This is a genomic window from Paraburkholderia kururiensis (assembly GCF_034424375.1).
Lineage (GTDB): Bacteria > Pseudomonadota > Gammaproteobacteria > Burkholderiales > Burkholderiaceae > Paraburkholderia > Paraburkholderia kururiensis_A.
Map to the genome: position 1 here is coordinate 261,436 of NZ_CP139965.1, position 13,575 is coordinate 275,010.

Here is a 13,575-nt window from a genome sequence, read left to right on the forward strand (position 1 = left end):
TCGCCCAACTCCCCCAACTAGGTACGCGCCGCGCCGCTCACGCCCGTTTTGGCCTTCCGCGTCACCACATTGGTTTTCTTCTTCGCCTTGACGCCAAACGTTTCGGTCAGACGATCCAGCACGATTGCAAGCAGCACGACACCCAGGCCGCCTTCGAAGCCGATCCCGATGTCGAGACGCTGAATGCCGCTCAGCACGTATTCGCCCAGGCCGCCTGCGCCGATCATCGAAGCGATCACGACCATGGAGAGCGCCATCATGATGGTCTGATTCACGCCGGCCATGATCGAAGGCAGCGCGTTCGGCAGCTGGATTTTCCAGAGCAGTTGCGCATCGGTGCTACCGAAGGACCGTCCTGCCTCGAGCAGCTCCTCACGAACCTGCCGGATACCGAGCGTCGTGAGACGCACCACCGGCGGCATCGCAAACACGACGGTGGCGATCACCGCGGGAACCCGGCCGAGGCCAAACAGGATGACGGCCGGAATCAGATAGACGAACGCCGGCATGGTTTGCATGAAGTCGAGCAACGAACGCAGAATCAGTTCGACTCGCCTGTTTCGCGCGCCCCAGATGCCGAGCGGCACACCGATGATCAGACTGAAGAACGTGGCGGCAATCACGAGCGCGAGCGTCGAGACGGTCTGCGTCCACAGACCCATGTAATGGATGGCCTGCAGTGCAAAGCCGACGAAGACGGCGAACACGACGCCGCGACGCCACAACGCGAGCGCCACGAGAACAACCAGCATGACCACGAACGGGACCGCAGCGAGCCCGTCTTCGAGCAGCTTGACGACGGTGCCCAGTGCAGCCGAAAACGCGTCGAAGGCGCCCCGGAAATGATGGAAGAGAAAGTTGACCGCGTCTTCCGCAAACTTGCCGATCATTGACGAGTTCATACCGCCCTCCGCTCCATAACGTGTCTGAGTATCGTTCTGCAGGACACCACACCGGCGAGTCTCCCGGCTGCGTCCACAACCGGAACGTCGTGCTCCTGGCCGAGGGCAATGGCCGCAAGCTCCTGCAGATCGGCGTCCAGCGAAACCGCCTTCAGACCAGGGAGCAACGCTTCGCGAATGGGACGTGTGCCGGCCTTGTGCAGCGACGCGGGCGTCACGCCGCCCTGGTAGCGGCCCGATTCGTCGCATACGTAGCCGCACTCGGCGCCGCTGTCGATAAGGTGATTGAGGTAACGCTCTGCCGGCGTCGCGACATCGCAGGCAATCAGCCCCCGCTCCACGCCGGTCAGCAAGCTGGAAGCCTTCAGGAATCGGGAAACGTCGACATGACGGAAAAAGTCCCGCACATAGTCGTCCGCCGGCGACTGGATGAGTTCGGCCGGCGTGCCGACCTGGATCAGGCAGCCGTCCTTCATGATGCCGATTCGGCCGCCAATCTTGATGGCCTCTTCGATGTCGTGCGAAATGAAGACGATGGTTCGCTGCTCCTCTTTCTGGAGCCGCAGCAATTCGCCCTGCATTTCGAATCGGATCAACGGGTCCAGTGCGGAAAACGCCTCGTCCATCAACAGCACAGAAGGGTTCACCGCCAACGCTCGGGCAAGGCCGACGCGTTGCTGCATGCCGCCCGACAGCTCGCCGGGCAGCAGCTTCTCGTACGAGTCGAGCCCGACTCGCGTGAGGGCAGCTCGCGCAATTTCATAGCGCTCGCTCTTCTTCATACCCGCCACTTCGAGCCCGTACGAAACGTTGTCGAGCACCGTTCGATTCGGCAGCAGAGCGAACGACTGGAACACCATCGCCATCTTCTTGCGGCGCACGTCCCTGAGTTCATCCGTCGACATGGGCGCAATGTCCCGGCCTTCGAGAATGACCTGTCCGGAAGTCGGCTCGATCAACCGGTTGAGCAGCCGAACGAGCGTCGACTTTCCCGAGCCCGAGAGGCCCATGATGACGAAGATCTCGCCCGCCTTCACGTTGAGACTGACGTTATTGACCGCGACCATGTTGCCGGTGCGCTTGAAAATTTCGTCTCGCCCCAGCCCCTGCTTGACCAATGCCGCAGCAACCTCGGGCTTCGAACCGAAGATTTTCGACAGGTTGTTCACCGTCAGAATATCGGTTCCCGATACGGCGACGGGCCGAGCCGCCGGACGCGCAGCGGCCGTGTCGATTGCACTTGACGGCATTAGATTGTCCGGCGCAAACGTCAGATTTTGGCTCATGCTGTATCCCAACTGACTAGTTCAGAAATTAAGGATTACGAACTGCTTTGCGGATAGAACTCGTGTGGCGATCCTGTGGGCTTCAACGCTTGCTTGCCTCAGCTGTATGAGATCTTCGCCAGCACGTGCCCGCCGAACACAGTCGTCACACCATTCGACCGGATGTTGCCGGATGTCTGCCCGGCGTCGAATAAAGATTCGAACAGATTGACGTCCGGCAGGCAGTTAATGCAGTGATTGGAGGGTATCAATCCAAATTGCCTCCTCCAGCTACATTTTCTGGGCCCTTTCCCATACCTTTGGTAATGCATGGGAAACCGCCAGCGGCAGGTCAGGCGTCAGGCGACGGGAAGAACGACCCGGAATGCCGATACTGGCGGGCTGTCCGGGCAATTTGGACCGGCAAGGCGAGCTGCCTTGTGCCGCGGGGACGAGCCGGTGGAAGCGGCCCGTCCCAGGGCAAATCCTTACGAAGACAGACCAGGGAAAACACCAGGAAACCGCGGCCTCACATGACGTCTTCCGGCCTTACGGGCAAGACGACGGCTCGTCTTGCCGAAGCCTGTCACAGCCGGTCGGTTTCGACGCTGCAGGTCGTGAGCTGCACGCACCGCTGATCGGCTCGCAGGACGTGCTGCTCGAGCTTGTGCTACGTGCGTCGATAAGTTGCTCGTCCGTGATAGCGCGATTGGTCAGAGTTCCAGCACCAGATCGGAGATAGGACGGCTACAGCAAATCAACACGCTGCATAGCTCAGCGCGTTCTCGTGCGGGCCTGTCTGAATTATTCCGCGTAGCGTTTCTCGGAACAGATCGGTGTACTCTTCGCAAAACTGCACGTACTTGTCAATGGCGACCACAGCCATGTGCGAACCTGCGGAATCGAAGGCTCGCTTCACAGCTTCCTGCCGCCGCTCGTGCTGCATCCTCTGCCCTGCAATCCGCAGCGACATCCATGCTGCCAGAGCTGCACCAGCAAATGAAGCTGCTGCCGTGATGATTACCGTCAACACGGCGCTGCCTGCTTTCGCTGTTCCTGCATTCGCGGCAACGACGCTCGCCGCGATGACCGCGGACGCCGTCATAGTTACCCCACTTCAGGTTGCGTTTTCCTAGGGAGGCGCGACCGCGCGGACACGGATCAAGGAGACCTTGCTAACCATTCCGAAGAATCCCGCGCATTGAAACCGAGCAGTTTCTCCAGCGCCCAAATGTTCTATCGTTGCCTGCGGATTACCTTGAGTAACGACGTCATCAGACGTGTAACCCTTAAACTCGATGGTCACGTCTGCGTCTTGACCACTGCGATTCGACACAGTGCCGATTACGTTGTTCATCGGCCCTACCTGATACGAGAGATTCATTTGGCGCGCGAGCTGATCATCGAAGATCGTCGCAGCAAAAGCGCTCCCGCCCGAAAGCGCCACAGTGGCCAACGCGACTCGCAAGACGCGCCAACTGATTCCGTCTTTCTTCTGTATTTTCAAACGTAGAGTGATCTTCTTTTCCTTGTACCGGCCTGGCCGACGTTTTCCGCCCCGTCATTGCGGCAGTTTCCGCAGTCGCTCTTGTGCCTCTATGCGCAAGGCATACAGCATTCCGAAAAGCTGCTCTGAATGGAAGCGAAACGTCGCATCCTCCAAACTTCCGCCTTCGGATAGCCATGTGCTACCCCGCTCTTCATATTCCCCCGCTGTATCGTCCTCGTACTTCTCGAACGGATAGCGGAGGCCATCAAAGTTTGCAGTCCAATCGGCGAAGACCTTATCGCGATCGGACAGCGCAGACGGTCCAATTCGCTCACCATGTTGATTTGCACGGAGACCTGACCCGGTGGGGATGCGGACAAAATCCTGGACTACTTTGGAGGTAGTCCATGTATTCATACGAAGACCGCGTTCGGGCGGTCGAGCTGTACCTGAAGCTCGGGAAGCGCGTCAAGGCAACAATCCGCCAGCTGGGTTACCCCACGAAGAATTCTCTCAAAGCATGGTGTGCGGAATCAGTCCGGCGTACACCTTCTTCCAGCGATAGAAGGTCTGTTCCGAAATACCCACGTGACGAATCAGCTCGGCCACTGGCATGCCCGCTTCGGCCTGCTTCAACACCGCCACAATCTGCTCGACACTGAAGCGTTTGCGTTTCATTGCACGGCTCCTTTCCCATCGAAAAGTCCGCCGAAAACTCGCTTACATCATGGCACTGTTTCCCCGGGGGCCGCTCAGTGTTGATTTGCCCCCGTTGCGAATATCACCGGTTTCTCAGCGTTCTCAACGGACAATCAGTTCGTTGCCATCACCGGCATCCGGCACAGGTTCTGAGCGCGGCGGGTGGAGCGGGCGTCGCTGTGGTGGCGCGCACGAACATGCGTGCGAGCGTCATCGCCGCTGCGCGCCCTTCTCCTGCGCCATAGCGAAATAACGCTGCGCCAATGCAACCCAATACCGGACGCCAACGGGAATGATGTCATCGTTGAAATCGTATTTCGGGTGATGCAGGCCGGGCGCAGCCATTCCCGTCGCGGCATTACCGATCAGCACGTACGCGCCGGGCCGCTCTTCCAGCATGAAACCGAAGTCTTCGGAGGTCATGTTCGGCGGGACGTCGCTATCAAGACAGGCCTCTCCAAACGTCTGCCGAATCACCGCTTCGCACAACGCCGTCTCGTCCGGCGTGTTGATCGTCGCGGGATAGTACTGAAAAAAAGTCACCTCGACCTGCGCGCCATAGGCCGAAGCCAGCCCCTCGCACATGCGCTCGATGTCCCGCTGCAATTGCTGCTGCAGCCCCGACGACAACGTGCGGATCGTTCCGCGCAGCTCGGCGCTGTCGGGAATGACGTTGTCCGTATCGCCCGCATGGAACATGCAGACGGAAATAACAGCGGGATCCGTTGGGTTCTTGTGCCGCGCGGCGATGGTCTGGCACTGCAGCACCATCGAACAGGCGAGCGGGATGGGATCGAGGCCCAGATGCGGCTGCGCCGCATGCGCCCCCTTGCCCGTTACCGTGATCCTGAATCGGGAGCCCGCGGCCATGATGGGGCCGGTGCGCAAACCAAACTGTCCCGCCGGCAAACCGGGCCAGTTGTGCATGCCAAATACCGCTTGCGTAGGGCATTGTTCGAACAACCCGTCATCGATCATCTTGCGCGCGCCGGCGCCGCCCTCTTCGCCTGGCTGAAACACGAAGTGAACGGTGCCTGGCAACTGCGGCAATTCCTTCAGGATGCGCGCCGCGCCCAGCAGCATCACTGTGTGCCCATCGTGCCCGCACGCATGCATGACGCCATCCGCACAAGATGCATGCGAGAAATTGTTGGCTTCCCGGATCGGCAGCGCGTCCAGATCGGCGCGCAGCACGATACCCCACTCGGCAGACGCGCCGGGCAGACTCGCGACCACACCCGTGCCGCCCAGCCCGCGCGAGACGGCATAGCCCAGGTCTTCAAGCTCGCGGGCAACCACGTCCGCCGTTCGGTGCTCTTCGAATCGCAACTCGGGATGGGCGTGCAGGTCACGCCGCAATTTAGCCCAATGTGCGTGATGCGTTTTCAACGAAGTCTCGGGAATCACGGAGGGTTCCAATCTCGGCACCTTTAGCAGGCAAATGGCTTCAATTCTGTACTGTGATCGCGCGAGGCGTGGGCGCTGCTTTAATCGTAGAACCCGAGGATCGACTTCACCTCCATGTACTCCTCCATACCTTCGATCCCATACTCGCGACCGTTCCCCGACTGCTTGTAGCCGCCAAACGGCGCCTGCGGGTCCCACGCCGGATAGTTCAGATGCACCTGGCCCGACTGGATGCGCGCAGCCACCGCACGCACGAGTGCCTTGTCCGTGCCCTGCACATGCGCGCCGAGCCCATACACCGTATCGTTCGCGATAGCGATTGCTTCTTCGACGGTATCGTAAGGAAGAATGGCGAGCACAGGACCAAAGATCTCCTGCTGGGCGATAGTCATGTCGGTGCGAACCTCGGAAAAGATCGTGGGCCGCGCATACAAGCCTCGGCTGAGTCCCGCGGGTCTTCCGGCGCCGCCCGTAATAAGCGTCGCTCCTTCGTCGATACCCGCGTCGATCATCTGCTGCACGCGGTCAAACTGCGCGCGGTTGGCCAGTGGTCCGTGCGTGGTGGCTTCGGCGAACGGGTCGCCGACAATCATCTGCTGCGTGGCTGCGAGGGCCAGTTCCTCGACGCGCTTCAGCGCGCCGCGCGGCACGATGAGCCGCGTGGGTGCGCTGCACGACTGGCCCATGTTGCGGAACGCGGCGGCAACGCCTGGCGCGATGGCGCGCGGCAGATCGGCATCGGGCAGCACAACGTTGGGTGACTTGCCGCCGAGCTCCTGCGCCACGCGCTTGACGGTGGGCGCCGCCGCCTGCGCAACCAGCACGCCCGCCCGTGTCGAGCCGGTGATCGAAACCATGTCGACCTGCGGATGCGACGAAAGCGATGTGCCCACTGCCGCGCCCGTTCCGTTCACCAGATTGAATACGCCTGCGGGAACGCCAGCGTCCGCCATCACTTCTGCAAAGAGCAGCGCGCTGAGCGGCGAGAGTTCGCTGGGTTTCAGGACCACGGTGCACCCTGCCGCGAGCGCCGGGCCCACCTTCGCGGTGATCTGATAAATGGGCCAGTTCCATGGCGTAATCAGCGCGCACACGCCGATGGGCTCGCGCACGATCGCGGTCGTTCCTCGCTGGGTTCGGAACGGATAGCTCGCCAGATTGTCGCGCGCGACCCGAATATGTTCGGCCGCAAACGGCACGTGCGCGCCACGGGCATAACTGATCGGCGCGCCCATTTCCGTGGCCAGTGCCGTGGCAAACAACTCCGCACGTTCGAGTACCAAGGCATGAACGCGGTCGAGCAAGGCCGCACGCTGTTGCGGCGACGTTACGGACCACGAAGCGAAGGCCCTGCGCGTGGCGCGTACTGCCCGGTCCACATCGCGTTCGTTTCCAGCAGTGAGCTCGCAGACCGTGTCTTCGGTAGACGGGCAAACCACGGCGATTCGGTCGGTGCCGTCGGGAACCGTCCATTCCCCGTCGGTGTAGAACCGATCCAGCCTTCCAGCTTGCATCAGGTGACGAACAGGTGAATTCATTGCAATGTGTCCTTGAGCCGGTACCAGGCGCCCACCAGCGGTAAAAACCATGGCTTGCCGAAATGACCGGGAATGGCAGGCCAGGCGAAGTCGTTCCACGGATTGAGGTCGGCGCGCCCGTCCATGATTTCCGCCATAAGCGTACCCATCAGCGTGGCCATGTGCGTACCGTGGCCGCTGTATCCCATCGAATAGTAGATGCCGTCTTTCTGCCCCGCGCGCGGCAGGCGGTCGGCCGTCATATCGACCATGCCGCCCCAGCAATAGTCGATGCGCACGTTTGCGAGTTCCGGAAACACTGTGGCCATTTGAGCGCACAAAATCAGTCCGCTCTTTTCGTCGGACGCAGGGTTCGACGTCGCGAAACGCGCGCGACCACCAAACAGCATCCGGTTGTCGGGCGTGACACGAAAAAAGTTGACGAAGTTTTTGGTATCGGTCGCCATCCGGCGAGTTGGCAGCAACCGGTCGAGCAGCTCTTGCGACAAAGGCTCGGTGACAATGATGAAAGCGCCGACCGGCACGATCCTGCGGCGAATCCAGCCGAATGGTCCCACCTGCGAGATACCGCTCGCGAGCAGCACCTGTGACGCGCGGATCGTTCCATGCGGGGTTCGTGCCACGTATGCGCCGCGAGCCTCGCGCTGCAAACCGAGAACCGGCGCATGTTCAAGGATGTGCGCGCCACGTGCCTGCGCAGCCTTCGCGAGGCCTCGAACATAGCGCCCGACGTGCATCCCCGCGCTCTTCTCCAGGATCAATCCGCCGTGATACCGGTTCGAACCGATCTCGCTACGAAGCTCGGCCTTCGTCACAACGCGCGTATCCGGGTCGACGCCCGCCGCGAGCAATGCCTGACTTCGCACCAGCTTGTCGTAATGCTCGGGCTTCGCTGCGAGCTTGAGTTTTCCTCTGCGCACGAAATCGCAATCGATCGACTCTTCCCGAACCAGCCGCTCGACCGTATCGACACCGGCGTCGAACGCGCGATACAACCGGTTGGCCAGTTCGGTGCCAATGCGCTGCGAGAGCGACGCGTAGTCCTGCGCAAAGCCGTTGTTGCACATGCCGCCATTGCGGCCCGACGCAGCCTGTCCCACGGTTCCTGCTTCACACACAATGACGCGCGCACCTTTCTTTGCCAGCGCCAATGCAGCTGCCGAGCCCGTGATTCCCCCGCCCACCACGACGACGTCGCATTCTCCACCGGCGATCTCGGGCGTGCTGCCGGCGAAGGGCTCGGAGGTATCCAGCCAGTAAGAACCCAGATGCATCACACACTCCCAAGCGGGCGCACAGGTGCTCAAACCCTGAACCGTGCGCACGAGCAGCAAAAGCGGTGCTTAAAAATCGGCGGCAAATTCGCGATTTCCGAGCCGCCGTTCGCAGCGCAAGCCTAAAGCATGGCCTGACTGACCAGCGCATACAACCGGCAGACCGGGTCGGGCGCTCCACGATGTTCAGTGGCTGATGCGTTCAGAACCATCTTCGGACAGGTGTCCACTCGCTTCAATCCCTGCCCGCTTAGCCAGTCCGTCAACCCTGTTTCAACAGGGACGTCGATACGAATGAACTCGCCCTCGCGTCCGCTCAACCAATAGCCGATCAGCGCCTTCGCGCGTGCATCGTCGTGCGAACGTAGCGCAACCACGGGTCCGATCACATGCCCTCGCCCAAAACGGCGCAGCACCGAGAATCCGACGATCTCGCCATCGCGCTCAAGCAACACGCTTTCGCCGTGCTGGAGCAACGCCATCAAGAGGGAACGACGCTCCAGACCGCAAGCGCGCGAGGCCAGTTCGATGAGGGAAGGGAAGTCGGCAGAGGTCCCCGCGCACAGCCGCTCGCCCTCCAGCAACGCGACTGGAAGAGCCTTGCTGACGTTCCCATGACATTGATCCAACCATCCGCACTCGCTGAAGCCAAGCTTTTCGTAGAGGGGACGACCGGCCAGCGTCGCATGCAGGAAGGTGACGCGCGATCCCAGCTCGTCGAGCACGGCCTTCATCAGTTCGCGGCCGATGCCCCGGCCCTGGTGCCGGGACGACACAATCACGTGCCCGAGAGAGGCCCGGTCCGCGCCGAACTTCCAGCACATCGCTGTGCCAATGACGACACCCTTTTCTTCAGCAACGAATCCCGTCGAGGTCTCAGCGGAGAATTGCCAGTCTTCCTGCCTGTATGGCCAGGCAAGCGCCATGGAAAGCGCGTGGGCCGCGGGCACATCGGCCGGGGTAAACGTTCGATACCGAATACCCGCCGTGGAAGACGGAAAGTTCGCAATTGATTCCCGTTTCATTTAATCTGCCCTGCCAAATATATTCGTTCAGCCACGAGTCGAATCGCCCACGCTAGATCGCCGCAACCGCTTCAATTTCGATCTTCAGACCGAAGTGCAATGCGGGAACCGGCACCACGGCGCGAGCGGGTCTCGCATCGCCAGCCCAGCGCGCATAGATCTCGTTGAAACGCGCCCAATGCTCGATGTCGACGATGTAGACACGAACCTGGGCGAGTTTCGTGACATCGCTGCCTGCACCGGCCAGTGCGCAAGCCAGGTTTGCCAGAACCTGCTCGGCCTGGGCTTCAAAAGACGCATCCGTGAGCTTTCGGCCGGTCGCGTCGATGGGAAGTTGCCCCGACACAAAAACCAGACCATTCGCGATCGAAACGTGACTGTAGTGGCCACCTGGCGTTGCGAGCCCAGCGGGATTCATTGTCTGGGGCCACTGCGCACCGTTTTCATGCTGATCCATGACGACCGCTCCACGTAGAAAGCACGCTGCCCACAGAGATGGCCACGTGAATGCGACCCACTATAGAAAAAAATATTTTTGTCGTGTTTAATCTCCAATGAATTGACCGTTAACGGACCCTTAATGCTCCAGCTGGAAGACATGCAGTTGCTCCGCGCGCTCGGCGTATCGCAATCGCTCGCGGCCGCGGCAAGGTTGTTGAACCTGACGCCGCCCGCGGTCACCGTACGCCTTCAGCGCATCGAAGAGCGTGTGGGCGTGAACCTCGCGACGCGCGCGGCCAGAGGCATCTCCCTCACCGACGAAGGCCACCGCCTGGTTCAGGAAGCAATCGAAATCCTGGAGCGGATCGAGTCCATTCCGTCCCGCGTTTCGGGAGAATCGGGCGGAGTAAGCGGGCATTTGCGCGTGGTGGCACCGTTCGGGTTCGGCAGGGAATATGTCGGGCCCCTCGTTCGAGACCTGTATCGCTCGCATCCGAATCTGGCGATCTCGCTGATCCTCGTCGAAAGTCCGCTCTCCGCCGCGGCGGGTGCGGACGTAGTCGTTTCCATCGGCCACATCAAAGGGTCTTCCTGGGTAGGCCATTTTCTGGCCCCGAACGACCGCTTCCTTTGCGCGAGCCCCGCGCTTGCGCGTAGCCTGTCGAAACTCAAGCATCCGTCCGAACTCGCACGACACCCCTATCTGACCTTGCGGGAGAACGACGAAGACGTGACCCGTCTGCGCTTCACTCAGCACGATGCAGCGGGCAAGCGCGTAAGCAAAGCCGTCACGGTCCGGTTGAACGGCGCATTGTCGTCGAACGACGGCACCGTGGTTCGCGACTGGGCCGTTGATGGCCTTGGCGTTGTCGCCCGATCCGAATGGGACTGCGCACGGCTGGTCGCAGACGGAAAACTGAAGCGGGTCTTGCCGGCGTGGCGCCTTGAACCCGCACCGATCATGGCGCTTACGCCCACACGTCAAGGCTTGACCATCCGCCAGCGGGTATTTCTGGAGGCCGCGAAGCAGGCGTTCCACCCGGTGCCCTGGCGGAATTGACCTGGCACGGAACATTGCCCTTCAATCCGCCTCCCTGCCGTTGAGCCGGCGTTCGCGCCGAACGCCGGCCGTCGGCTCTCGCACTAGAAATCCGCCACCTTGCCCCATGCGGAGTGGGCGAACCTGCTGGGCCGATACGGTACGGGGTCCACGATCGGCTCGGCACCCGTGGCGAGATCCGCAATCAGATGGCCTGCGCCAGGACTTATTCCGAAGCCGTGCCCTGAAAAACCCGCTGCCAGGATGAGTCCCGGTACGCCTGGCACCTCGCCGATTCCTGGCACGCCGTCCGGCGTGCTGTCGACGAAACCAGCCCAGGCATGCGCGATTCTGGCCTCGCGAAGCTCAGGCACAAGCTCGATCGCGCGGCGGTGCGTTTCGGCCACCGTCGCCCGATCGGGCTTCGGGTCCAGAATACGCACGCGCTCCATGGGTGTTGGCGCGTCGAGCCGCCACCGCTTCAGCATTTCATGACCGCCGCGAATACCTTCCAGCCCTCCCGGCAGAAGGTTGCGCCAGCGCCTCGCAAACATAGGCACGAAATGCGGAGCGAACCGCAGCAACTGAGGCGTCATATCCACGCGTGCCCGCCCGCTGATGGCCAGCGCGTAGCCTCCATCGCTGCGGCGAGTAATCGATACGCCTGAGGTGAATAGCGCATCCGGCACGCGACCTTCTACAGGCGACACACTGAGGATGGACTGGCGAATCGACGCCTGAGGAAAACGAATGCCAAGCTGGCGACAGAACGACGACGCCCACGCGCCACCCGCGAGCACAACCGTCTTCGTCTTGATGACGCCGACTTCGGTGACAACGCCCGCAACCCGCCCTCCCTCCAGCTCGATGCCGCGGGCCGCGCACTGTTGGGTGACGCTGCCGCCAAGATTCATGAGTGCGGCGGCCACGGCCGGCGCGGCCTTGCCGGGGTCGGCGGTGCCGTCGCTGGGCGAGAAAACCCCGCCTTTCCAGACTCGGCCAGTCGCGCCGCCCCGCTGGGTGGCCTGCTGGCTATCGAGCATGTAGGTGGTCACCCCAGCGGTCTTTGCAAAGTCGCCCCAACTGGCCCAACGGGACAACTCGGCGTCGTCATTGCTGAGATACAGCAGCCCGCAGCGGCGAAAGCCGGTATCTTCGCCCGATTCGCGAGCGAATCGCTCCCACAGATCGAGACTCTTGCTGGCCATCGGCAATTCGCGAGCGTCACGGTTCTGCTGCCGGCACCAGCCCCAGTTGCGGCTTGACTGCTCGGCTCCAATCCTCCCCTTCTCTACCAGGGCGACTGAAACCCCGCGTTGAGCCAGGTAGTAGGCAGCAAAGACGCCGATCACGCCGCCGCCGATCACCACCACGTCGGCGGCGGCTGGCAGCGTGGGCGAAGTCTGTATGTGGCGCAGCGGAGGCGACATGATTTAATCTCGTTCGATTGAAGCGCGGACAGTTTGGATAACGTAAAACTTCGCCACGTGATCGCTGCTTTCCCATCCCATCGACGTACCGCGAGGCACAAAGAGCGCGTCGCCCGTGCCGAGCGACAGCACACTGCCATCAGGGGCAGCGAACCGCACGCTGCCGGCCAGAAGCTGCATGAATTCGTTCACGGGATGCGGGCGGACAATTCGATGGTAAGGCGTCGAATCCCACGTACCGGCGCGGTACTCTGCGCCCTCCTCGGTGAAGACGTTGTCGCTGCGGCATTGGGGGGCCGCGCCCAGCAGCAGCTCCGCGGGCAGCGATGAAGACGGCTTGAAGTCGGCGTCGGCGCGCAAGGGAAAAAGGCCGCGTCGCGTAGGGCTCTGGCAATCGGCCGCGCAGAATACGAAGCGTGCTCGGGACCCGGCACTCACCCGAAGTGCGGTCCCGCCTCCGATAACGGCGCCCTCCTGTGGGCCGAGCACTAACGGTGCCATTCCGGCCGCTTCCAGCGTGAGTTCGCCTTCCACGACCACGATGGTTTCAATGTGCGGAAAGCTCGGTACGTCAACCTCGCCAACGAAGTCGATACGACCTGCGACCATCGAGCCGGGCCCCTCCCATGCGATCTCCCGATACTGCGCGAATGGGTCGTTCCCACCGAATGCCTGTCTGCGGAACACGGTCGAACAAGGCGCTCCGTCGGCACGGTGCAATACGAATGCTGTGGTCACCTTTTCTCCTGTCGGCGGCATGGCTCATCGTTGTTGCGCGCCATTGTGCGACGCAAGCGTGTTCATGTGGTTAATTTTCGGACAAGCGGGGGTTAAACGCTAATTAATGAGAGGCCGAGCCAGCGCCTGTCCCATCGTTGTTCCTGGTCGAAAAGCGACGACTATCGGCATACCGAACGGGCCTCGACCACTCCATGCGATAGCGAAATGCTCGAATCTCGCGCCTCTGACGCAGCATCGTCTTCGACACATCGACATTCACGGATGCTTAATGGCTGGTTTATCAGTTGTTAAGCACAACTTCTCGACAAACTCCTATAGTGGCTTC

General features: G+C 61.5%; 13 protein-coding genes and 1 pseudogene. 1 reads left to right on the plus strand and 13 read right to left on the minus strand.

Translation table 11 applies throughout. From position 1 onward, the window contains the following. Positions 1–17: 17 nt before the first annotated feature. The 11 genes and pseudogenes from U0042_RS01255 to U0042_RS01305 form a co-directional block, all read right to left on the minus strand. The gene (locus U0042_RS01255) at positions 18–902 is read right to left on the minus strand and encodes an ABC transporter permease (protein WP_114812418.1); all 885 of its coding nucleotides are present in this window, start codon (positions 900–902) and stop codon (positions 18–20) included. Then, positions 899–2,188: a quaternary amine ABC transporter ATP-binding protein gene (locus U0042_RS01260; RefSeq protein WP_114812420.1), complete on the minus strand. Its 1,290-nt coding sequence runs from the start codon at positions 2,186–2,188 to the stop codon at positions 899–901. The genes U0042_RS01255 and U0042_RS01260 overlap by 4 nt, the downstream gene beginning before the upstream one ends. A gap of 736 nt (positions 2,189–2,924) precedes the next feature. Further along, positions 2,925–3,272 (minus strand): hypothetical protein, encoded by a 348-nt coding sequence (locus U0042_RS01265; protein WP_157977858.1) that lies wholly within the window; start codon positions 3,270–3,272, stop codon positions 2,925–2,927. Positions 3,273–3,299: 27 nt separating this feature from the next. Next, complete coding sequence (locus tag U0042_RS29945) at positions 3,300–3,551, minus strand: FxLYD domain-containing protein (RefSeq protein WP_419150551.1); 252 nt, start codon at positions 3,549–3,551, stop codon at positions 3,300–3,302. A gap of 177 nt (positions 3,552–3,728) precedes the next feature. Next, positions 3,729–4,073: a hypothetical protein gene (locus tag U0042_RS01270; protein ID WP_157977859.1), complete on the minus strand. Its 345-nt coding sequence runs from the start codon at positions 4,071–4,073 to the stop codon at positions 3,729–3,731. Between the two features lie 117 nt (positions 4,074–4,190). Continuing rightward, positions 4,191–4,334 (minus strand): annotated as a pseudogene (locus U0042_RS01280) (transposase); the annotation flags it as partial. Positions 4,335–4,565: 231 nt separating this feature from the next. After that, positions 4,566–5,774: a M20 aminoacylase family protein gene (locus U0042_RS01285; protein ID WP_114812426.1), complete on the minus strand. Its 1,209-nt coding sequence runs from the start codon at positions 5,772–5,774 to the stop codon at positions 4,566–4,568. Positions 5,775–5,842: 68 nt separating this feature from the next. Continuing rightward, entirely contained in the window at positions 5,843–7,300 is a 1,458-nt protein-coding gene (locus tag U0042_RS01290) for an aldehyde dehydrogenase family protein (RefSeq protein ID WP_114812428.1), read from the minus strand. Then, entirely contained in the window at positions 7,297–8,574 is a 1,278-nt protein-coding gene (locus tag U0042_RS01295) for an NAD(P)/FAD-dependent oxidoreductase (protein WP_114812430.1), read from the minus strand. Before U0042_RS01295 ends, U0042_RS01290 begins: the two co-directional genes overlap by 4 nt. A 122-nt stretch (positions 8,575–8,696) precedes the next feature. Beyond that, positions 8,697–9,599: a GNAT family N-acetyltransferase gene (locus tag U0042_RS01300; protein ID WP_114812432.1), complete on the minus strand. Its 903-nt coding sequence runs from the start codon at positions 9,597–9,599 to the stop codon at positions 8,697–8,699. Between the two features lie 52 nt (positions 9,600–9,651). Then, the gene (locus U0042_RS01305; protein WP_114812434.1) at positions 9,652–10,056 is read right to left on the minus strand and encodes a RidA family protein; all 405 of its coding nucleotides are present in this window, start codon (positions 10,054–10,056) and stop codon (positions 9,652–9,654) included. Between the two features lie 123 nt (positions 10,057–10,179). Between U0042_RS01305 and U0042_RS01310 the strand changes: the two genes are divergently transcribed. Further along, on the plus strand, positions 10,180–11,100 hold the full coding sequence (locus tag U0042_RS01310; protein WP_114812436.1) for a LysR substrate-binding domain-containing protein: 921 nt from the start codon (positions 10,180–10,182) through the stop codon (positions 11,098–11,100). Positions 11,101–11,183: 83 nt separating this feature from the next. On the opposite strand, the gene U0042_RS01315 is transcribed toward U0042_RS01310, so the two are convergent. Together U0042_RS01315 and U0042_RS01320 are read right to left on the minus strand one after the other, a co-directional pair. Continuing rightward, positions 11,184–12,509 carry an NAD(P)/FAD-dependent oxidoreductase gene (locus U0042_RS01315; protein ID WP_114812438.1) on the minus strand — a complete coding sequence of 442 codons (1,326 nt, stop codon included), beginning with the start codon at positions 12,507–12,509 and terminating at the stop codon, positions 11,184–11,186. A 3-nt stretch (positions 12,510–12,512) separates the two neighbouring features. Further along, positions 12,513–13,247, minus strand: a complete 735-nt coding sequence (locus U0042_RS01320; RefSeq protein ID WP_114812476.1) for a cupin domain-containing protein — start codon at positions 13,245–13,247, stop codon at positions 12,513–12,515. Positions 13,248–13,575 lie beyond the last annotated feature (328 nt).